The sequence below is a fragment of the Streptomyces sp. NPDC005566 genome (assembly GCF_040605575.1).
In the GTDB taxonomy this organism is placed as follows: Bacteria; Actinomycetota; Actinomycetes; order Streptomycetales; family Streptomycetaceae; genus Streptomyces.
Window position 1 is genome coordinate 401,275 of record NZ_JBEXDB010000002.1, and the last position, 21,087, is coordinate 422,361.

The 21,087-nt window shown below is 71.0% G+C and carries 18 protein-coding genes; 6 read left to right on the plus strand and 12 right to left on the minus strand.

Going from position 1 to position 21,087, the window contains the following annotated elements:
* Positions 1-17 precede the first annotated feature (17 nt).
* Positions 18-1,286, plus strand: coding sequence for a DUF1343 domain-containing protein (locus ABZS61_RS04720; protein ID WP_356416078.1), 1,269 nt, complete (start codon positions 18-20; stop codon positions 1,284-1,286).
* Positions 1,287-1,361: 75 nt separating this feature from the next.
* Here the strand turns inward: ABZS61_RS04720 and ABZS61_RS04725 are convergent, their stop codons facing one another.
* Positions 1,362-4,190 (minus strand): penicillin acylase family protein, encoded by a 2,829-nt coding sequence (locus tag ABZS61_RS04725; protein WP_356416081.1) that lies wholly within the window; start codon positions 4,188-4,190, stop codon positions 1,362-1,364.
* A gap of 223 nt (positions 4,191-4,413) precedes the next feature.
* Between ABZS61_RS04725 and ABZS61_RS04730 the strand changes: the two genes are divergently transcribed.
* Positions 4,414-5,025, plus strand: coding sequence for a hypothetical protein (locus ABZS61_RS04730; protein WP_356416084.1), 612 nt, complete (start codon positions 4,414-4,416; stop codon positions 5,023-5,025).
* Positions 5,026-5,086: 61 nt separating this feature from the next.
* On the opposite strand, the gene soxR is transcribed toward ABZS61_RS04730, so the two are convergent.
* Positions 5,087-5,560, minus strand: a complete 474-nt coding sequence (gene soxR / locus ABZS61_RS04735; protein WP_351168082.1) for a redox-sensitive transcriptional activator SoxR — start codon at positions 5,558-5,560, stop codon at positions 5,087-5,089.
* Positions 5,561-5,719: 159 nt separating this feature from the next.
* Between soxR and ABZS61_RS04740 the strand changes: the two genes are divergently transcribed.
* The gene (locus ABZS61_RS04740) at positions 5,720-6,181 is read left to right on the plus strand and encodes a MaoC family dehydratase (protein WP_356416088.1); all 462 of its coding nucleotides are present in this window, start codon (positions 5,720-5,722) and stop codon (positions 6,179-6,181) included.
* Positions 6,182-6,224: 43 nt separating this feature from the next.
* On the opposite strand, the gene ABZS61_RS04745 is transcribed toward ABZS61_RS04740, so the two are convergent.
* The 3 genes from ABZS61_RS04745 to ABZS61_RS04755 all read right to left on the minus strand — a co-directional run bounded on the left by ABZS61_RS04745 (position 6,225) and on the right by ABZS61_RS04755 (position 8,437).
* Positions 6,225-6,848 (minus strand): TetR/AcrR family transcriptional regulator, encoded by a 624-nt coding sequence (locus tag ABZS61_RS04745; protein ID WP_356416091.1) that lies wholly within the window; start codon positions 6,846-6,848, stop codon positions 6,225-6,227.
* An 85-nt stretch (positions 6,849-6,933) separates the two neighbouring features.
* Complete coding sequence (locus ABZS61_RS04750) at positions 6,934-7,224, minus strand: YiaA/YiaB family inner membrane protein (RefSeq protein ID WP_329212709.1); 291 nt, start codon at positions 7,222-7,224, stop codon at positions 6,934-6,936.
* A gap of 61 nt (positions 7,225-7,285) precedes the next feature.
* Positions 7,286-8,437, minus strand: a complete 1,152-nt coding sequence (locus ABZS61_RS04755; protein WP_356416096.1) for an acyl-CoA dehydrogenase family protein — start codon at positions 8,435-8,437, stop codon at positions 7,286-7,288.
* 65 nt (positions 8,438-8,502) lie between these two features.
* Here ABZS61_RS04755 and ABZS61_RS04760 point away from each other — a divergent pair, with 65 nt between their 5' ends.
* From ABZS61_RS04760 to ABZS61_RS04770, 3 genes are read left to right on the plus strand one after another with little or no spacing between them, the layout of a single operon-like run.
* A complete protein-coding gene (locus ABZS61_RS04760) occupies positions 8,503-9,177 on the plus strand; it encodes a TetR/AcrR family transcriptional regulator C-terminal domain-containing protein (RefSeq protein ID WP_356416099.1) in 675 nt (224 codons plus the stop codon).
* A 15-nt stretch (positions 9,178-9,192) separates the two neighbouring features.
* The gene (locus tag ABZS61_RS04765) at positions 9,193-9,915 is read left to right on the plus strand and encodes a winged helix-turn-helix domain-containing protein (protein ID WP_356416102.1); all 723 of its coding nucleotides are present in this window, start codon (positions 9,193-9,195) and stop codon (positions 9,913-9,915) included.
* Between the two features lie 33 nt (positions 9,916-9,948).
* Positions 9,949-10,896, plus strand: a complete 948-nt coding sequence (locus ABZS61_RS04770; protein ID WP_356416105.1) for a DMT family transporter — start codon at positions 9,949-9,951, stop codon at positions 10,894-10,896.
* 22 nt (positions 10,897-10,918) lie between these two features.
* On the opposite strand, the gene ABZS61_RS04775 is transcribed toward ABZS61_RS04770, so the two are convergent.
* From ABZS61_RS04775 to ABZS61_RS04805, 7 genes are all read right to left on the minus strand, one after another.
* Positions 10,919-11,998, minus strand: a complete 1,080-nt coding sequence (locus ABZS61_RS04775; RefSeq protein WP_356416108.1) for a Zn-dependent alcohol dehydrogenase — start codon at positions 11,996-11,998, stop codon at positions 10,919-10,921.
* Positions 11,999-12,093: 95 nt separating this feature from the next.
* On the minus strand, positions 12,094-13,488 hold the full coding sequence (locus tag ABZS61_RS04780) for an aldehyde dehydrogenase family protein (RefSeq protein WP_356416110.1): 1,395 nt from the start codon (positions 13,486-13,488) through the stop codon (positions 12,094-12,096).
* A 143-nt stretch (positions 13,489-13,631) separates the two neighbouring features.
* Complete coding sequence (locus tag ABZS61_RS04785; RefSeq protein WP_356416113.1) at positions 13,632-14,969, minus strand: ABC transporter ATP-binding protein; 1,338 nt, start codon at positions 14,967-14,969, stop codon at positions 13,632-13,634.
* Positions 14,970-15,109: 140 nt separating this feature from the next.
* Positions 15,110-16,459 (minus strand): MFS transporter, encoded by a 1,350-nt coding sequence (locus ABZS61_RS04790; protein ID WP_356416116.1) that lies wholly within the window; start codon positions 16,457-16,459, stop codon positions 15,110-15,112.
* Positions 16,459-17,862 carry a citrate:proton symporter gene (locus tag ABZS61_RS04795; protein ID WP_356416119.1) on the minus strand — a complete coding sequence of 468 codons (1,404 nt, stop codon included), beginning with the start codon at positions 17,860-17,862 and terminating at the stop codon, positions 16,459-16,461. The genes ABZS61_RS04790 and ABZS61_RS04795 overlap by 1 nt, the downstream gene beginning before the upstream one ends.
* Positions 17,863-17,982: 120 nt before the next feature.
* Complete coding sequence (locus ABZS61_RS04800) at positions 17,983-20,163, minus strand: molybdopterin oxidoreductase family protein (RefSeq protein ID WP_356416121.1); 2,181 nt, start codon at positions 20,161-20,163, stop codon at positions 17,983-17,985.
* A gap of 138 nt (positions 20,164-20,301) precedes the next feature.
* Positions 20,302-20,913 (minus strand): TetR/AcrR family transcriptional regulator, encoded by a 612-nt coding sequence (locus ABZS61_RS04805; RefSeq protein ID WP_356416123.1) that lies wholly within the window; start codon positions 20,911-20,913, stop codon positions 20,302-20,304.
* Positions 20,914-21,087: the final 174 nt, after the last annotated feature.

Consider the following 21,087-nt stretch of genomic DNA (forward strand, 5'->3'; position numbering starts at 1 on the left):
ATCATGGAGGTAGCGGAATGACCCTGTCCAGGCGTGGTTTGCTCGCCGTCGGCGGAGCGGTGGGCGCCGTCGCGGCCACCGCGGCCGGGCCCGGTGCGGCCTCGGCCGCAGGCCGGGGGCACGGTGCCGGGCGCACCGGTGTCCGCACGGGCTTCGAACGGCTGGCCGCCGACGGGTACCGGCTGCTGGCGGGGGAGAAGGTCGGTGTCGTCACCAATCCGACCGGGATCACAGGGGACGTACGGCACATCGTCGATGTGATGCACCCGGACGAGCGGGTGAATCTGACCGCCGTCTTCGGACCGGAGCACGGCTTCCGCGGGACCGCGCAGGCGGGCGGCTCGGAGGGACGCTACGACGACCCGGCGACGGGGCTGCCGGTCTACGACACCTATCTGAAGAGCGGGCAGCCGCTCGCGGACATCTTCACGGCATCCGGCGTGGACACGGTCGTCTTCGACATCCAGGACGCGGGCGCCCGCTTCTACACGTACATCTGGACCTTGTACGACTGCATGGAGGCGGCGGCCCTCGCCGGCAAGCGGTTCGTGGTCCTCGACCGTCCGAACCCGGTGACCGGGCGGGCGGCGCTGGGGCCCGTGCTCGACCCGGCCTTCGCCACGTTCGTGGGGCGCAGGGAGATCTCGCAGGCCCATGGGATGACGGTCGCCGAACTGGCACTGTTCTTCAACGCGGAGTTCCTGGCGGCGCGGCCGGTGGAGCTGGACATCGTGAGGATGTCGGGGTGGCGGCGTTCCGACTTCTTCGACGTGACAGGGCTTCCGTGGGTGCCGCCGAGCCCCAACATGCCGACGCCGGAGACGGCGGTGGTCTACTCGGGGACGTGCCTGTTCGAGGGAACGAACCTCTCCGAGGGCCGGGGCACGACCCGGCCGTTCGAGCTGCTCGGGGCGGAGGGGATCGACCATCGGTGGGCGGCGGCCGCGAACGCGCTGGAACTGCCCGGGGTGGCCTTCCGTGAGGCGTACTTCGCGCCGACGTTCTCCAAGTTCCAGGGGAAGACGGTGGGCGGGGTCCAGGTGCACGTCCAGGACCGGGAGGTCTTCGACCCGGTACGCACCGGCATCGCGCTGCTGGTGACGGCGAAGCGGACGTGGAACGGGTTCGCGTGGCGTGCGGACAACTGGATCGACAAGCTCACGGGCAACACCCGGGTCCGCACGATGATCGACGCCGGTGCGGACACCGATGAGGTGGTGGGGGCGTGGGCGGCCGACTTGGCGGCGTTCCGGGACAGGCGAAAGAGGTATCTCCAGTACCGGTGAGCGCCGAAGGCACCTACCTCGTCCTCGATCGCCGGACGGGCCCGACAGGCCCGTCCGGCGCTCGAGGAGTCCGGGTCAGCGGTGGGAGGGGAACTCCACGACCTGCTGGTACGTCGGCCGGTTCTGCCAGTGGATCGTCTTGTGCGTGATCCCGCCGAGCGCGCGGTGGACGATCGCGTCGGTGCACCACTGCTCACCCGCCCCGCAGCTGTCGTCGCCGGGGTAGACCGCCGTCGCTGGCTCGGCAGCCGCCTGCTTCAACGTGGCGAGCAGCGCGTCGCGGCAGGTGCTCAGGTCGCCGTTGCCGCAGTACGTCTTCGCCAGCGGCCCCTTGACGGGCTGTCCGAGAACCTGTCGCAGGTCCTTGTCGGCGAAGCCCCACCAGCCGTACTGGAACGCGGAACCGCTGTGCGCCCCGCTCGGCCCGTGGCTCGCGGCCGGTGACTCGTCCGTGGCCAGGTTCGCTGTCAGCGCCGTGTAGAGGCTGTCACCCAGACCGGGCCGGAATTCGGCCTCGACGAGTCTCGGCCACCAGGCGTCCATGATCCGTACCGCGTCCGCATGCGTGTAGGTGTGCGATCCCGGGCCGGTCTCCTTGCGCTGCGAACCCGCCACGCGCCATGAGTCCAGCTGCTGCACCACCGCGTTGAGCGCGGGATCGGTGACCGGCTGGGAACGCAGTACCTTCAGGAGCTCGGGCAGCAGCTGCTCGCCCCGCAGGTCCGTGACGGCGGCCTCCGCCATGGCGCGGGTGAGGGAGGCGCGGGTCACTCCGCCGTCCTCGACCAGTTCGGCCACCCTGTCGTCGAGCAGGTCGCCCCGGTGCACCGCGCCGAAGCCGAACGCGGCGGTGGCGTAGTCCTTGGCCTGTCGGTTGTTCCAGGAGATGTAGTAGTCCTGGCCGCTGGACTGCGGGTGCTGGGCGAACGGCGTGTAGTCGGTGGTGTTGGCGGCGGGGTCGTAGCCCTGCCACTCGTACGCCTTCTCGGCCTTGACCGGCAGCGCCGGGTCGACTCCGGCCGCGCGCACGGGGTTCATGCCGCTGTTGTAGAAGGCCGCGGTGCGCGAGTCGGCGTAGAACCAGTTGAAGGCGTAGTCGATGTGACCGGCCGCCTGCTGGAACGAGGCCGCGTCGGTGACGTACGCCGGGTCGTTGAAGAGCTGGAAGCCTATGATCGAGTCGGCTTCGTGGCGGTAGGTGGTCCGAAGCGAGGTGTAGGCGACCGGCTTGCCGCCCACCGTGGCGCGGTGGGTGACGATGCCGTAGTCGGTGCGCCACACCTGCATCCGGTAGGAGCCCTTGGCGGTGGAGTCGGCGACCGTGGGCTTCCAGGAGTTGGTGCGCTCCATCTTCTCCATCGGGGCGCAGGCGCCGTCGTTGCGGTAGTGGGTGGAGGCCTTGGAGGGCGTGGAGCCGTTAGGCTCGCAGAGCTCGACGGCGTACGTGTCGGTGATGTCCTGGGCGGCCGATGTGGCGCTCCAGGCGTAGTCCTGGCCGCGGCCCATCTGGATGTACATGCCGACGCCGGCGAAGGAGACGCCGCGGGCGCTGATGCCGGGGCCCTGGAGCTCCTGGAGCATCATCAGCTGCGGGGCGAAGTAGCCGGTCTGGGGACCCATGACGGCGATCGGGTTGCCGCTGGCGGTGTGCTTGCCGGAGACCAGGAGGGCGTTGGACATGCCGCGCTTCTGGGCGTCGCTGCCGCTTCCGGGCAGCGATCCTTCCGGGATGACGCCGTCGTCGTACATGCCCTGCAGCGGCTTGAGGGCGGCCGGTGCCTTGACCGGTGCCTTTGCGTTGGTGCCTGCCGAGCCCGTGCGGTCGTGGATCAGGGGTTCGGGTGTGACGGAGCCCGCGTCGGGAAGGGCGGTGCCGCGCGCCTGGTCGGGCTTGCCCGCGTACGGGAACGAGGTGCCGTCGTGGACGGTGAGGACGGCCTCTGGGTCGTTGCGTTGGCGGAACGACTCCCAGACCCTGGTCCCCTCCTCGACGCCGTACTTCTGCTGGGCGGCGAGCAGCGAGAGCGCGGCCTGCACCTCACCGCCGCCTCCCCCGCCGAACTGTCCGCCGACGACCGAGGCGATCGAGATCAGGTCGGTCAGTTTGAACGGCTGGATCTCGCCTATGTTGGTGATCGAGTCGATCTTTCCGGTGAGGACGTACTCGCCCGGGAAGTAGCGGCCGTTCTTCGACTTCACCCGGTAGGCGTTGATGCCGTCGATGTAGGCCTGGGCATCGGCCATCGCCTGCTCACCGCGTGCGCCTTCGTTCGTCCTGATCCAGGTGACCTGGGCTTCGAGGTCCGCCTCGGTGTACGGGGCCTGCGGCCAGAACTGCTGCTCCAGGCCCTGGTTGGCGAGTGCTCCCCCGGCGAACGAGGTCAGCTCGCCCCGCCCGATGTGCCGGAAGAGGTCCATCAGCCAGAGCCGGTCCTGCCCCGCGGCGAACCCGGCGCCGAACTCGGTGCCGTAGCGGGTGGTGCCCTTGATGTGCGGAACGCCGCTCTTCTTGTCGCGGGTGATGGTGACGTCCTCGCGCGGCTTCGTGACGGACTCGACCTGGTCCGCGGCGACCCCGAAGGAGGCGTCGTTGAAGAAGTCGGTCAGCTTCTGGTCCGTGAGGCTCGTATGCCCCGCCACCAGGCCGTTGTAGCGGTCGAGCTGGTCGTCGCTGTGAGCCGGGTGGGTGCCGAACGCCTTGTTGCCGAGGATCTCGACGAGGGTGGCGTTGCCGTTCTCGCCGGGTGGCAGGATGTCGGCGCACTGCCCCTGGCAGTGATCGGTGACAGCGACGGGTTCCGGCTGGGCCGCGCCGGCCTGGGGGGCCGATGCGAGCAGGGACGTACCGAGGGCGATGACGGCCGCGACTGTGGCGGCTCTGAGCGTGCGGGTGCGTGGGGGCATGCGTGCTCCTCCGGATGGCCGATGCGCCGGAGGTTACTGGCGGTACACCCCGTCAGTAAGATGAACATCAGTCACTTTTTCCGAATCGCCACACCCGTCGCCACGCCGCCCCACATGGGCCATCTCAGGTAGTGGACACATTTCACCTTTCGATGGAGCCGAAACGGGCAGTCGTACGTCCATCCCTTGACGCCGAAGTACGACCGACGGAGGTGGCAGTGCCATGGCCGGTTTCCGGAGTCTTGCGAGACAGGTCCGCGATCCGCGGGGCGATCTGGCTTTGCGGCGGTACTCGCTGCGCAAATGCCTGGAGCGATTCGCCCCTTATGGCCACCGGGCCACCTGGGATCACCTGTGTGCCCGGCACGGGATCGAACCCGAGGACCGGGATCCCGACCCGGTGCGCCTGCTCGGGGCACTGGAGGAGCTGGAGGAGGCGCGGGACGTCTGGCTCGCGTACGAGACGGGGTTCGCCGAACGGCGGCGACGCGAGAAGCACGACGGACTGCGCCGGCCGGGCGCGTTCGACGACTGGCACCGGCGGACCTGGGGCGGCAACGGCATCGCCCTGTGCGACAACCCCGGGGTCCATCCCGCCGCACCGCTCGCCGACGTGCTGGGGCGCCTGATCGCCGCCCTGGGCGCGGAGCCGGGCGTGGCCTGCCCGGTCTGCACGGGGACCGGCATCGTCTGGCGGCAGGACCTGGACCGCGAACCCTGGTCGGGCCCGGTCTGCACGGGGTGCGGCATCGTCGTCCCCCGCCCCGTACTGACCCCGGGAGCACTGGCCAGGGCCAGGGGGATGCGGCCGAGGGATCTGGCCTCGGTGGCCTGAAGCGCGCGGGGGGCGCTCGCCTGCGCGCACCCCGCGTCGTCCGTGTCCGGAGCCGGCAGGGCTAGGAGTTGTCCGCCGCCTTGCGTTCGGGCATCAGGCGCGACCCCGTGATCCGTTCGCCGGACACATCGTCGGGGTTGGACAGCACACACGTCTCCAGCGACAGGCATCCGCAGCCGATGCAGTCGGTGAGATGGTCGCGCAGCCGCCCCAGCTGCTTGATGCGCTCATCCAGCTCCGAGCGCCACGCCTCGGACAGCCGCGCCCAGTCCTCCCGGTTCGGCGTGCGCTCCTCCGGAAGCTCGGCGAGCGCCTGCCTGATGGTGGCGAGCGGGATGCCGACCCGCTGCGCCGCGCGCACGAACGCGACCCGGCGCAGGGCGTCCCTCGTGTAGCGACGCTGGTTGCCGCTGGTGCGACTGCTGGTGATCAGGCCCTTGGACTCGTAGAAGTGCAGGGCCGATACGGCTGCGCCGCTGCGTGCGGAAAGCTGGCCGACCGTGAGTTCGTGAAGTGTCTGCGGGATCTGTGGCACTCCCCGAACCCTACTGGTCCCGCCTCGAACCCTGCCGCCCGCTTCGAAAACCTGGCCGGTCCGTCGTTGACAGGGGCGCACCGCCCAACCATGCTGAGCAAGCGCTTAGACATTCGTTCGGGGACGACGGCAGACAGCCGGAAGGCAGGGACCAGGAACATGGCAGAGCCGAAGATCTTCACGTCCGCACAGGAGCTGCGGGACGGGGTGGGCGAGGAGCTCGGTCACAGCGAGTGGCTGGAGATCGAGCAGAAGAGGATCGACCAGTTCGCCGAGGCCACCGGCGACCACCAGTGGATCCACGTGGATCCGGAGCGTGCCGCCGCCGGCCCCTTCGGCACGACGATCGCCCACGGCTATCTGACGCTCTCGCTGCTCCCCGCATTCGTCCCGCAGATCATGCGGGTCGAGGGAGTGAAGATGGGCATCAACTACGGATCCAACAAGGTCCGCTTCCCCTCGACCGTGCCGGTGGGCTCGCGGCTGCGCGCCACAGGGGTGCTCAAGAGCGTCGAGGAGGTGGGCGGCGGTGTGCAGGTGACCACCCTCGTCACCATCGAGCGCGAGGGTGGCGACAAGCCGGCCTGTGTCGCCGAGGCGGTATCGCGCTTCTACTTCTGAGCCGTGTGCGGGCGCGGGCGGGCCCTCGGGTCCGCCCGCGGCGCTACTTCTGCGCCCCGACCATGCGCAGGACGAGGTCGGCGTAGAGCGTGCCGACCTCGTCGGGCGTCCGGCTCCCCTGGGCGTTGAACCAGCGGGCCACGTCGATGCAGAGCGAGAGCACGGCCAGCGTGGTGCCCGGGACGTCGGGGACGTCGAACTCCCCCGCCCGCACGCCCTCGCTGATGATCCGGCGCACCGCGGCGTCGCTCTTCCTGCGCAGCTCGACGATCTCCACGCGGTGTTCGTCACCGAGGGCCTCGAGTTCGTACTGGACGACCCGGGCCGTGGTGTGCCGCTCGGCGTGCCAGCGGACGAAGGCCTGTACGGCGCCGGCGAGCCTCTCGGTCGCCGTGCCGTCCCTGTCGGCGGCCGTCTCCAGGAGGAGCAGGGCCCGGTCGTGACCGATCCTGCTGATCCGGTGGAGCAGCTCTTCCTTCGTCTTGTAGTGGATGTACAGCGCGGCCGGGCTCATCCCGGCCCGCCCCGCGATGTCCCGGGTGGTGGTCGCGTGATACCCGCGTTCGGCGAAGGCCTCGACGGCGGCGACGAGCAGTCGCCGGGCCGCCTCGGGCGTGACCTCACTCCACGGCGTCTCGTCGCCGTCGGTCTGCTCCGCCGTGCTCATGATCACGTGCCCCTTTCCCTCTGCAGGACGAACACCATACCGCGAACCTGAGCAAGCGCTTAGGGGTCGTCCGTGACCGGGACCGTCAGAGCTTCTGGAAGGGGTCGTGCTCGGCGAGGATCTTCTCCAGCCTTGCCTGGTCGACGCGGCTGATGATCTGCCCCGCCTCCTGACGGTCCCTGATGACCTTGGCCAGAGTGAAGCACGAAGTGACGAGGTAGAGGACGCCGATGGCGAGGAAGGCGCGCACCCAGGCGTCGGCGTCGAGGAAGAAGATGCCGAGGGCCACTGCGCCCATGGCCACTCCGAAGGAGAGGACGGCCTGGCCGTAGAAGGCGGCGGTGCTCTGCTGCTTGACCGATGTTGTCTCACTCATGTCGCACAGCATCCGGCGCGGTGGCGTCCGGCACATCCGTCGAAGTACTCAGTCCCGGCACTCAGAAGGCGGAGACACCCGTCAGCGCGCGGCCGATGATCAGCTTCTGGATCTGGCTGGTGCCCTCGTAGAGGGTCATCACGCGGGCGTCCCTGACCAGTTTGCCGACCGGGTACTCGTCGATGTACCCGTAGCCGCCGAACACCTGGAGGGCGTTGTTGGCGGCGCGGACGGCTGCTTCGGAGGCGAAGAGCTTCGCCGTGGACGCGGCCGTGGCGAAGTCCTGGCCGCGGTCGATGAGGTCGGCCACGCGCCAGGTCAGCATGCGCGCCGCGTCGACGTCCACGGAGATGTCGCTGATCAGCTCCTGGACGAGCTGGTAGCTCGCGATGGACTTGCCGAACTGCTCGCGCTCGCCCGCGTACCGTACGGCGGCGTCGAGGGCGGCCTGCGCGATGCCGACGCAGCCGGCCGCGACCGACATCCGGCCCTTCGCGAGGGCGGACATGGCGATGGAGAAGCCCTTGCCCTCCGGCCCCAGGAGCGTGGCGGCGGGAACGCGGACGTCCTCCAGCACGATCTCGGCGGTCGCCTGGCCGCGCAGCCCGAGCTTGCCGTGGACGGTGCGCCGGGTCAGGCCGGGGCTGTCGGCCGGCACCAGGAAGGCGGAGATGCCCCGGTGGCCGGGGGTGTCGCCGGTGCGGGCGAAGAGCAGCACCACATCGGCCCAGGTGCCGTTGGTGATGAACATCTTGGAGCCGTTGATGACGTAGTCGTCCCCGTCGCGCACGGCCCTGGTGGTCAGGTTTCCGGCGTCGGAGCCGGTGCCCGGCTCGGTGAGGCCGAAGCATCCGACGGCCTCGCCCGCGGTGAGCCTGGGCAGCCACTGCCGCTTCTGCTCCTCGCTGCCCCAGGAAGCAATGGTCTTGGCCACCAGGCCGAGCGAGACGGACACGATGCCGCGCACGGACGAGTCGCCGCGCCCGAGCTCCTCGGTCACCAGGCAGTACGCGAGGTGGTCGCCGCCCGAGCCGCCGTACTCCTCGGGAACGGTCAGCCCGAGGAAGCCGAGGGAGCCCAGCTTCTTCACGATCGACTTGTCGACACTCTCGGCACGGTCCCACTCGACGACATGCGGGGCGATCTCCCGTGCGACGAAGTTCTCGGCGAGCTCCCGGACGGCTGCCTGCTCCTCGCTCAGCTCCAGGTTCATCCTGCGACACCCCACTTTTAATTAGCACTGCTAGTTTTATGCTTGCAGGCCCTACTATGTGCCGCATGGCCCGACCGCGCAAGCCCCTCCTCAGCAGAGACCGCATCGTCGAGGCGGCGGGCGCGCTCGTGGACGCCGAGGGGCTCGACGCCGTCTCGACCCGCCGCCTCGCGGCCGAACTGGGGGTCAGCGGGCCCTCGCTCTACAACCACTTCCGCAACAAGGACGAGATCCTCGACGCGGTGGCCGACGCCGTGTCCGCGAAGGTCGACCTGTCGATGTTCGAGGAGGCCGACCCCCGGGACTGGCCGGCCGCCCTGCACGACTGGGCCGTCTCCTACCGCGCGGCACTCGCCGCACACCCGCACATCGTCCCCGTGCTGGCCCAGGGACCCGGCCGCAGACCTGCCGGCCTGCGGGTCGCCGACGCCGTGTTCGGCGCGATGGTCCGGGCCGGCTGGCCGCCCGCCCAGGCGACCTACATCGGCGCGCTGATGCGCTACTTCATCACCGGCTCGGCGCTCGGCTCCTTCGCCCGCGGATTCGTCGACGACGAGACGGCGTACGACCCCGCCGACTACCCCCACCTCGGTCAGGCCCACCTGCTGGCCGACCGCCGCCAGCAGGTCGACGAGGGCGCCTTCGAGACAGGGCTGCGGGCCCTGCTGGACGGCCTCGCGCTGCAGTACGAGCAGACCGCGCCGAGCGGCACTCTTCGGCCCGCGCCGAACGGTCGCTGACGCATCCTGGACCGTATGGCTCGCATGACACCGCGCGGTCCGGCCGCGTACCGCCTCGCCGCCCTGGCCTCGCTGCTCGCCGACGAGACCCGCGCCGCCTTCTGCCTCGCCCTGCTCGACGGCCGCGCCTGGACGGCGGGCGAGCTCGCCCGGCATGCCGGAGTGGCCCCTTCGACGGCGAGCGAGCACCTGGGGAAGCTGGTCGCGGGCGGCCTGCTGACGCAGGAACGCCAGGGCCGCCACCGCTACGTGCGGATCGCCGACGGCCGCACCGCCCGCCTCGTCGAGGAGCTGGCCGCCCACACCCTTCCCGACCGCGACGAGGAGCGTCCACGGACCCTGCGCGCGGCGGGCATCAGCAGTGCGCTCGCCAGGGGACGCACCTGCTACGACCATCTCGCCGGGCGGCTCGGCATCACGGTCACGGACGCGATGACCGCCCGGGGGCTGCTCCGCCAGGACACCGGATTCGCCCTCACGGACGAGGGGCTCGACTGGTTCGCGGCGCTGGGAATCGTCCTGGAACCCGACGGACGACGGCCGCTCGTACGGGAGTGCCTGGACTGGACCGAGCGCCGCCCGCACCTGGCGGGGGCCGCCGGGGCCGCGCTGTGCGCTCACGCCCTGGAGGCGCGATGGTGCGTACGCATCGGATCCGGCCGCGCGGTGAAGGCGACGCCGGACGGGGAACGTGCCCTGTCGGAGCTGCTCGGAATCGAAGCGGCAACTATTCGGTAGGTGCCGAAGCGTCCCGGGCTTACTGTCGGGGCCATGACGACGACACCGACATCGCCACGTGCTGCGGCGACCGCTCCGGAGCGCGACTGGCGGGCCCTCGCCGCCGCCTGCACCACGGTGGTCCTGTGGGCCTCCGCCTTCGTCTCCATCCGCAGCGCGGGAGAGGCCTACTCACCGGGAGCGCTGGCGCTGGGCCGGCTGCTCGCGGGGACGCTGACGCTCGGGGCGATCCTGCTCGTACGCCGGGAGGGACTGCCGTCCCGGGCGGCGTGGCCGGGCATCGTGGGATCGGGGCTGCTGTGGTTCGGGCTGTACATGGTGGCGCTCAACTGGGGTGAGCAGCAGGTCGATGCGGGCACCGCCGCGATGGTGGTGAACATCGGCCCTATCCTCATCGCGCTGCTGGGCGCCGGGCTGCTCGGCGAGGGGCTGCCGCGCCGGCTGCTCGCGGGCATGGCCGTGTCGTTCGCGGGGGCCGCGGTGGTCGGTCTCTCCATGTCCGGGCACGGGAGCTCCTCGGTGCTCGGCGTGGTGCTCTGCCTCGTGGCCGCGGTGGCGTACGCGGGCGGTGTGGTCAGCCAGAAGCCCGCCCTGCGGCACGGATCCGCGCTGCAGATCACCACGTTCGGCTGCCTGATCGGTACGGTCGCCTGCCTGCCGTTCAGCGGGGTGCTGGTCTCCGAGGTGGCCGACGCGCCGGTCTCCGCCACGCTGAACATGGTCTATCTGGGCGTCTTCCCGACGGCGCTGGCCTTCACCACCTGGGCCTACGCGCTGGCACGCACCACCGCGGGCCGGATGGGCGCGACGACGTACGCGGTGCCCGCCCTGGTGGTGCTGATGTCGTGGCTGCTGCTCGACGAGGTGCCCGCGCTGCTCACCGTGGCGGGCGGGCTGCTCTGTCTGGCCGGGGTGGCGGTCTCCCGTACCCGCGCGCGCCGGGCGGAACCCCGGGAGGAGCCGGCGGCCCGGGTTCCCTGACCCGGGCCGCGGTGAGGGGGGTCTAGAACACGACCAGTGCGCGACCGCCCTTGCCCGCGATCATGTTCTCGAAGGCAGCCGGAATACCGTCCAGCGCGATCCGCTCCGTCACCAGCATGGAGAGGTCGAACCGTCCGGCGCGGATGTGTTCGGCGAGCACCGGCAGGTCGCGGGCCGGGTCACTGTTCCCGTAGACACAGCCGGTCAGCGAGCGGCCCCAGTGGAAGATCTCCAGGGCGTTGAAGGACACCACCTGGTCCTTGCCGCCGATGCCGACGACCGTGGTGCGGCCGCCGCGACGGGTGGACTCCCACGCCCCGCGGATCGTGGCGGGCCGTCCCACGCACTCCACGGCGACGTCCGCGCCCTGGCCGCCGGTGAGCTTGCGGATCGCGCGCGGGGTGGTGTCGGAGGCGATGACGTAGTCGGTGGCACCCGCCTTGCGGGCGAGCTCCTCCTTCTCCGCTGAGACATCGACCGCGATGATCTTCGACGCCTCGGCGATACGTGCGGCCTGCAGGACGGCGAGGCCGACCCCGCCGACGCCGAACACCACGACGCTCTCGCCCTCGCGGACCCGGGCGGAGTGGTGCACGGCCCCGTAACCGGTCAGGACCGCGCAGCCGAGCAGCGCGGCGTCGGTGAGCGGGATGCCGGCCGGGGCGGGCAGCACGCAGTTCGCGGCGACTACGGTCTCCTGCGCGAACGCCGCGACGTTCAGGCCCGGATGGAGCTCCGTGCCGTCGGCCGTGCGGGCGTGGATGTTGGCCGCACCCTTCAGCGCGTCGGCGCAGAGCCAGACCTCACCGATGCCGCAGTGGAAGCAGTTCCCGCAGGACGGCGCCCAGTTGAGGACGACCTCGTCGCCGGGGGCGACATGGGTCACCCCTTCACCGACGGACAGCACGGTACCGGCGCCCTCGTGGCCGAGGACGGCGGGGACGGGCAGCCGCATGGTGCCGTTCGTCAGGGACAGGTCCGAGTGGCAGACGCCGGCGGCGGCGAGACGAATGCTCACCTGGCCGGGGCCCGGCTCGGGGAGTTCGATGTCGGTGATCTCCAGGGGAGCTCCGACGGCGGGCAGTACAGCGGCGCGGACCACGAACAGACTCCTTGACGGTCGGTGGGGCAGAGCGTGTCTCGAACGTAGCGCCGTCCGCCCCGGCGGGCAGGGCGGACGGGACGTGCGGGCGCGCCCTAGAACTGGAGGGACTTGGTCTGCAGGTACTCGGCGAGGCCGTGCGGGCCGAGCTCGCGCCCCACTCCCGACTGCTTGTAACCGCCGAACGGCGCCAGCGGGTTGAACCGGCCGCCGTTGATGTCCACCTGACCGGTGTCCATGCGGCGGGCGAAGGCCACGGCCTCCGCGTCGTCGGCGGCCCAGACCGCCCCGGCCAGCCCGTACACGGTGTCATTGGCGATCCGCAGGGCGTCGTCCACGTCCTCGTACCGCAGGATCGAGAGCACCGGGCCGAAGATCTCCTCGCGCGCGATGGTCATGACGGGCGTGACGTCGGCGAACACGGTGGGGCTGACGTAGTACCCCTGCTCCTTGGGTGACTCGGGGCCCCCTGCGACGAGGCGGGCGCCCTCCTCGATGCCCTTCTCGATGTATCCGCGCACCCGGGCCTGCTGCTTGGCGTTGACGACGGGGCCGACCCGCTCCCCGGGTACGTACTTCGCGACGGCCGCCGCGGCGAGAGCCACAGCCTCCTCGTACCGCTCGCCGTCGACCAGCATCCGGGTCCACGCGCTGCACGTCTGGCCCGAGTTGGACATCACGTTGGCGACGCCGACGTTGACCGCCTTGGCGAGATCGGCACCGGGAAGGATGACGTTGGCGGACTTGCCGCCGAGCTCCAGGGCGACGCGCTTGACCGCCGCGCCCGCCGTGGCGCCGATCCGCCTGCCGACGGCCGTGGACCCGGTGAAGGAGACGAGGTCGACGTCCGCGTGCTCGGCGAGCGCCTGTCCGGCGACCGGGCCGAGGCCGGTGACCAGGTTGAAGACGCCTGCGGGCAGACCCGCCTCCTGGGTGACCTCGGCGAAGAGCTGGGCGGTGAGCGGGGTGTCCTCGGCGGGCTTGAGCACGACGGTGCAGCCGGCGGCGAGCGCGGGGGCCACCTTGGCGACGATCTGGTGCAGCGGGTAGTTCCAGGGGGTGATCGCCCCGACGACGCCGACGGGCTCCAGCAGGACGGTGGAGTTGCCGAGCTTCTCCTCGAAGGAGTAGGAGGCGGCCAGCTCGGCGTACGAGCCGGCGACCAGCACCGGTACGCCCGCGTGCACCATCTGGGACAGCGGCAGCGGCGAGCCCAGTTCCGCGGTGACGGTCTCGGCGATCTCGTCCTTGCGGGCGGCCAGCACGTCGCGCAGGGCGGCGATCCGTGCGGCGCGCTCGGCGGGCGGGGTGGCCGCCCAGCCGGGGAACGCGGCGCGTGCGGCGCGTACCGCGGCGTCGACGTCCTCGGCGGTGCCCGCCGGGACGTGGCCGATGACCTGCTCGTCCGCCGGATTCACGACCGCGATCGTGTCCCGGCCCGCGGCGGGCCGCCATTCCCCGCCGATGTACATCCCGTCATGCGCCTTCATGGCTGTTCCTCCCGGGCTTGCTGTGCCTGCCGCCGTAGCCGTGCGTACGGACGGATGCCGTCCCGGCCCCAAACTAGCGCTGTTAGTTTTTCGGCGCCAGGGAAAGGCTGGAGACACAGGTCACGCACGGCCGTGGCCGGCAGTCACACGTCGAGCCCCGGAATGACTTCGGGCAGGGGGCAGATCCGGCGCCCCGAGTGGTCGAAGACGTACAGGTGCGCCAGGTCGACGAGGAGCGGCACCTGCCCGCCGGTCCGCAGCCGCATGTCGGGCCCGGTGCGCACCACGAGGTCGCTCGCCGTGACGGCGGGACGGTCGGGGCTGCGTACGGCGTACGGTTCCGCGTCCGGCTTGTCGAGTACGGCGACGGAGCCGGTGGCACGCTGCTTCAGGCGCTCCAGCACGCCGATCCCGCCGCCGGGTGCGCGGCGGCGGCGCTGGGGCGCCTGCTGGCGGGCCGACTCCAGGTCGGGCACCACCGCGGGCTGTGAACCCGTGTTGAGGTGGACGAGCGCCTCGTGCCCCTGGTACTCGACGTGCTCGACGATGCCGCTGAGCGCGACCTCGCCGCGGCGGGCATGGCTGGGCGGGGCGATCCGGACCGCCTCGGAGCGCAGGCCCACGATGATCCGGCGGCCCTGCTGGATGCGGAGCAACTGGTGGTCGGGACTGAGCGGTTCGGGCAGGGGAAGACGCTGCCGGCCGAGGTCGATGGACATGCGCCCCTCGAGCGGGGCGTGGACGACGGCCTGGAGCAGATTGATCCTGGGGGTGCCGATGAACGCGGCGACGAACACGTTCTCGGGTGTCGCGTAGACCTCGCGCGGTGTGCTGACCTGCTGGAGCACCCCGCCGCGCATCACGGCCACCCGGTCGCCGAGCGACATCGCCTCGGCCTGGTCGTGCGTGACGTACACGGTGGTGACGCCCAGCTCCCGGGTGAGCTGGGAGATTTCGGCGCGCAGGTGGTTGCGCAGCTTCGCGTCCAGGTTGGACAGGGGTTCGTCCATCAGGAAGGCGGAGGGATGGCGCGAGATGGCCCGGCCCATCGCGACCCGCTGGCGTTCGCCGCCGGAGAGCTGGCCCGGGTAACGGTCGAGCACGCTTTCGATGCCGAGCATCCTGGCCGTGGCCTCGACGCGCTCGCTGTTGTCCCTGCGCGGGTTCTCCAGCTTGAGTGGGAAGCCGATGTTGGCGCGATTGGTCATGTTCGGGTAGAGCGCGAAGTTCTGGAAGACCATGGCCATGCCGCGTTCCCGCGGCGACACGTGGTTCGCAGGCTCGCCGTCGAGCAGCAGCTCCCCCTCGGAGATCTCCTCCAGGCCCGCGATCATGCGGAGCACGGTCGACTTGCCGCAGCCCGACGGCCCCAGCAGCACGACGAACTCGCCCGGATCGACGGACAGCGAGAAGTTGTCGACGGCACGCGGAGCCCGTCCGTACGTCTTGCTGACGCTGCGCAGGGAGATGGCACGAGTCATGGTTCCGCCCGGGGAGGTGGGTGGGCTGCACGTGGGGAGCGGCTGCGTGGCCGAAGTTAGCCCACTGGGCGGGGCGTGGGAATGACTCGTGCGCAGATTAAAAGGTTACGTCGGCACAGTGGCGGAGCAGGCCGGATGTGTCAGGTGGGGTTCCGGTTTGCGCAGGGGTGTTCGGTCGCTGGGCCGGGAGGAACAGCCGGTGCGAGAGGGACAGCCGGGGCGGGAGGAACAGCCGGTGTGAGAGGGACAGCCGGGGCGGGAGGGACAGTCGGGGCGGGAGGGACAGGCAGAACAGGTGGGACGTCCGAGGCCTGCGGCCGTCCGCCGCGCAGACCGAGCCCCGCTGCCCCGACGAGCAGCGCGCCCAGCATGAGGAACGGGGCGGCGCTGCCCGCGATTCCGGCGGTCAGCCCCGCCGTCGCGGGGGCGGCCACCTGGCCGAGGCGGTTCCCGGTCAGCCGGAGGGCCAGCGCCGTGGAGCGCGCCTTCGCGGGGGCGGCGCGGACGACAGTGGTCATCGACAAGGGCTGGCCCACGCCCAGGCAGAAGCCGAGCAGGGCGAGCATCACGGCGAGCACGGCGACGGGTACGGGCAGCGCGATGCCCGCGCAGATCAGGCCGCCGAGCAGGCAGGTCGTGGTGAGCAGCGCGTTCCGGCCGAGGATCCGCAGCATCGGTGTCATCGCCAGCCGGCAGGCGATGGTCGCGGCGGCCCGGAGGCTCAGCAGCAGTCCGACCGTGGCGGGTGCGATGCCGCGTTGCTCGCCCACGACCGGCAGGTAGGCGGTGAGGATGTCGGTGGCGGAGAGTACGGCGAGGCTGATGAAGATGCCGGCCGGGACGCCACGGGTGCGCAGGATCCGGCCGACCGGCACCTTCTGCGCCTCCTCCGAGGCGGAGCCGGCGGCACTCCGGTGCTCGATGCGCCACAGCGCGGTGAAGGAGACGACCGCGACGGCTGCCGAGACGAGGAGGGCGACGGCGCTGGTACGGGCCATGGCGCCGTCCCGTTCCGAGATGAGGTAGCCGGCGGCGATCGGGCCGATGAGCTGGCCGAGGGAGGCCCCGATCGTGAAGTGCCCGAAATTGCGGTCCTGTTCGGCGGGCGCCGACTGCCGTGCGACGAGTGACTGCGCGCCGATCACGAAGCAGAGGTGGCCGAGGCCCATGAGTCCGCTCCAGGCCGCCAGGGCCGGGAGGGAACCGGCCGTCCCGCTGAGTGCGCAGCCCCCGCCGATCAGTACGACCCCGAGCGGCAGCAGCGGGGCGCAGCGGCCGTGGTCGGTCCTGCGGCCCAGCGGTACGGCGGCGAAGAGCGGCAGGAGCGCGTACACACCGGCGATGATGCCGATCGCGCTCTCGTCCGCGCCGAGCGAGAGGGCCCGGTAGGAGACGGCGGGCCGCGCCATCGACACCGCTCCCTGGGCGAAGGCGAAGGCGATGACGAGGCGCAGCAGCCAGCCCCTGCCGGGCCGTGGTTCCGCGGGCATCAGATGATGCCGAAGAGGATTCCGGCGCCGAGGACCACCAGCGAGGTGAGCACGGCCCACTTCACGGTGAACCGGGTGTGGTCGCCGAACTCGACCTTCGCCATGCCGACCAGGACGTAGACCGCGGGCACGAGCGGGGACGACATGTGCAGGGGCTGGCCGACCAGGGAGGCCCGGGCGATCTCCAGCGAGGAGACGCCGTGGGCGGCACCGGCCTCGGCGAGCACGGGCAGGACGCCGAAGTAGAAGCCGTCGTTGGACATGAAGTAGGTGAGGGGGAGGCTCAGTACGCCGGTGACGACGGCCATGTGCGGCCCCATCGCGTCGGGGATGGCCCCGACCAGCCAGTCGGCCATGTGGTCGACCATGCCGGTGCCGGTGAGCACACCGGTGAAGACGGCCGCCGCGAAGACCATGCCGGAGACGTTGAGGACGTTGTCGGCGTGGGCTGCGATGCGGGCCCGCTGGTCGGGCATGTGGGGGAAGTTGACCGTGAGGGCGAGGGCCGCGCCGAGCAGGAAGAGCACCGGGATCGGCATCAGTTCCATGATCATCGACGCCAGCAGGGCGACGGTGAGGCCGGCGTTGAACCAGTAGAGCTTGGGGCGCAGGGTCGGCCTGTCGGGGTCGAGCCCCTTGAAGTCCTGGTCACCGTCACCGTCCGTGTGGTCCCCGGCGGCGTCTCCGCCGCCCGTGGACGCGGTGCCCTTCACCAGCCGGTCATCGCCGCCGCCCGCGCCGACGAGAACGGTCTCTGGCTCCCGCACGAGCACCTCGTCGAGAGTGAGTGTGCCGAGGCGCTTGCGTTCGCGACGGCCCAGGACGCACGCCAGGAGGATGACGGCGAGCAGTCCGACGCCGAGCGCCGGGATCATCGGGACGAAGATGTCGGCCGCGTCCAGCTTGAGCGCGGTGGCCGCGCGGGCGGTGGGACCGCCCCAGGGCAGGGTGTTCATGACACCGTTCGCCGTGGCGGCGACACCGGTCATCACGACCAGGCTCATCTTCAGCCGCTTGTAGAGCGGATACATGGCCGAGACGGTGATCATGAAGGTGGTGGAGCCGTCGCCGTCCAGCGAGACGATCGCGGCGAGCACCGCCGTGCCGATGACGATCCGCATCGGGTCGGCCTTGCAGAAGCGCAGGATCCCCCGGACGACGGGGTCGAAGAGGCCGACGTCGATCATCACGCCGAAGTAGACGATGGCGAACATCAGCATCGCCGCGGTCGGCGCGAGGGTGCCGACGCCTTCGATGACGTAGTCGCCGAGGTTCGCACCCTGCCCGACGGCTACGCAGAAGAGTGCGGGGATCAGGACCAGCGCCGCGATCGGCGACATCTTCTTCATCATGATCAGGACCAGGAAGGTCGCGATCATGGCAAATCCGAGGATTGTCAGCATGTGGGATACCTAACGTTCACCTTTGAACTCCCACCGGTCTCGGCGGTTCGGATGACGTTAGGTGTCCCGTCGGGCGGTAACAAGATGTTGACGTGTGAGCAATAAGAGCAAAACCCCAGGTCAGAGAGTTGGCGCTACGGAGACCGGGACGGCGTTGAGCACAGCGGTGCCGGACAGCGGGTCCAGGAGGGTGCCGTCGAGCAGCTGGTTCACATTGACTCCCGGTCCGGTCTCGGCGACGGACATGCGCGTGCCCGGACGGCTGTGTCCCCAGCCGTGCGGGAGGCTCACGACTCCGGTCCGTACCGCGTCGGTGATCTCGGCGGGCGCCTCGACCTCGCCGCCCGCCGACGTGATGCGTGCCGTGGCACCGTCGGCGAGCCCGATGCGGGCGGCGTCGTCGGGGTGGATCTGCAGCGTGCAGACGTTCGAGCCGCCGCGGAGGGAGGAGACGTTGTGCATCCAGCTGTTGTTGGAGCGCAGATGGCGGCGGCCGACGAGGACGAGGCCCGTGGGCCGTTCGTCCAGTGCCCCACGGAGCCGTGGCAGATCGGCGGCGATGGGGGCGGGGAACAGCTCGATGCGGCCGCTGCGGGTCCTGAGCAGCTGCGGGACGCGGGGCTTCAGCGGACCGAGGTCGATGCCGTGCGGATGCGCGAGGAGCCCTTCCAGCGTGAGGTCGTAGGGGCCGAGGCGCAGCATCAGGTCGAGGCGCCGCTCGGCGCCGGTGCGGCCCGTCAGCTCGGCGGCGAACTCCTCCGGGAGGCCTGCCTTGCCGAGGGTGGTGGCGATGACCATGTCGTCGACCGTTCCGGGCGGCGCCCCGTGCATACCGCCGACGGCGAGGACGAGCCGGGCGAGGATCTCGCTCTCGGCCATGCGGTCGTCCTCCAGTGGGACGGCCGCGCGGGTGTAGCGGACCTGGTTGTGCACGGCGAGGGAGTTGAGGGCGAAGTCGAAGTGGGCGCTCTGCGAGGGCGGCGGCGGGGGCAGCACGACGTCGGCGTGGCGTGAGGTCTCGTTGAGGTACGGGTCGACGCTGACCATGAAGTCGAGGCCCTCGGCGAGCGCCCGGTCGAGCCGGTCGCCGTCGGGTGCGGAGAGCACCGGGTTGCCCGCGACGACGATGAGGGCACGGATGCGCCCCTCACCCGGGGTCTCGATCTCCTCGGCGAGCGCGACGACGGGGAGCTCGCCCTTGGCCTCCGGGTGCCCGGAGACACGGCTCGCCCAGCGGCCCAGTGCGAAGCCCTTGCCGGGGGCGGCGGCACGGGGTGCGCGGGCGGTGGCGGAGAGCGGGAAGAGTGCGCCGCCGGGGCGGTCGAGGTTGCCGGTGAGGATGTTGAGTACGTCGACCAGCCAGCTGGCCAGGGTGCCGTGTTCGACGGTGCAGCTGCCGATGCGCCCGTAGACGGCCGCGGCGGGGGCCGCGGCCAGTTCGCGGGCGATCGTACGAATGGTGCCGGCGTCGATGTCGCAGGCGGCGGCCACCGCTTCGGGCGTGAAGTCCTCGATGGCCTCGGCCAGTTCGTCGTAGCCGTCGAGGTGCTCGGTCAGCGCGCCGGGGTCCGCGAGCTTCTCCTCGATGAGGACCTGGGTGAGCGCGGCGAGCAGGAGGGCGTCGACCCCGGGGCGGATCGCGACGTGCCGGTCCGCGAGGCGGGCGGTGCGGGTGCGGCGCGGGTCGATGACGGTGAGGGTGCCACCGCGTTTGCGCAGCGCCTTGAGCTTGCCCGGGAAGTCGGGGGCGGTGCACAGGCTTCCGTTGGACTCGAGCGGATTGGCGCCGATCAGGAGCAGATGGGCGGTGCGGTCCAGGTCGGGTACGGCGATGGCGTTGGCATCGCCGAAGAGGAGGCCGCTGGAGACGTGCTTGGGCATCTGGTCGAGGGTGCTCGCGGTGAAGACGTTGCGGGTGCCGAGCGTGGAGAGCAGTAGCTGGGGATAGAGCCCGCCGGCCATCGTGTGCACATTGGGGTTGCCGAGGACGACACCGACCGACTGCGTGCCGTGCTCCTCGGTCAGGGCCGGGATCCTCGCGGCGATCAGGTCGAAGGCCTCGTTCCAGGTCGCCTCCCGCAGGACGCCGTCCGTGCGCACGAGTGGGGTGCGCAGCCGGTCGGGGTCCGCGTCCAGACCTCCGAAGGAGGCGCCCTTGGGGCAGATGAAGCCCTGGCTCAGGACGTCGTCACGGTCGCCGCGGGCGCCGGTGACCGTCGTTCCCTCGATGGTGAGGGTGAGTCCGCAGGTGGCTTCGCAGAGCGGGCAGATACGCAGGGCGGTGCGGGAATCGTGGGACATGGGCCCTCCCCGGGGCGGCTGCAGCGGTGGCGCACGGGCATGCACCGTCGGGCCGCGGACCGCACAGCGGGTGCGAGCTCCCGGCCGGATCGAGCATACCGACCGGTACGGATGCTGGCGAGGTGTTGACGCCACCTGTCATTCGAGGACCCGCGCGAGATAGGCCTGGATCAGCACGCGGGTCTCCCCTATCAGAGCCGGGTCGCCGGACGGGTCGGCGTGGAAGGCGAGTTGGAGCACCGCGTCGGCGGCTTCGACGCAGACCAGCACCGTCCGGAGCAGATCGGTGTCGGGGTCGCGGCCGAGATGACCGGAGAGCAGGGAGGCCAGGCGGCCCGCGACCCTGCGGTTCGACTCGTCGAGCGGGTCGCCGGCCGGCGCGGGAGGGCCGAAGTCGACGAGGGCGAAGCCGGGGACCGAACGCTTCATCGCCAGGTACTCGTCGAGTACGGCGTCGATGGCGCTCCGCCAGTCCTCGGTGGGGATGTTCGCGAGGCGGGCCACGATGCGCTCGGCGTAGAGGTCCAGATTGCGCTCGGCGAGTGCGTCGACCAGCCCTCGCTTGTTGGAGAAGAAACGGTAGACGGATCCGATGGGCACACCGGCACGGTCGGCCACCGCCCGGGTGGAGAGCTGTTCGTAGCCGGTCTCGTCGAGGAGCTCGGCGCAGGAGTCGAGGATCCGGGCGAGGCGTTCGGCACTGCGCTGCTGCACGGGGGCGCGCCGGAGGTTCGTGTTCGCTTGGGGCACGGTTCCATGATGCCGTGGGTCCGGACGGGGTGAGTCACCCGTGCGCGGGCCCGGAGGCCCGGTGCGCCGGTCCCGCCCAGCCCGCATCCCCCGTAATCCGCACCTGTTTCCACCGCGTTTCCGCACCGGCCGTCACGGACACGGCACAGCGGTGCCCGTATGCCGTTGACGGGC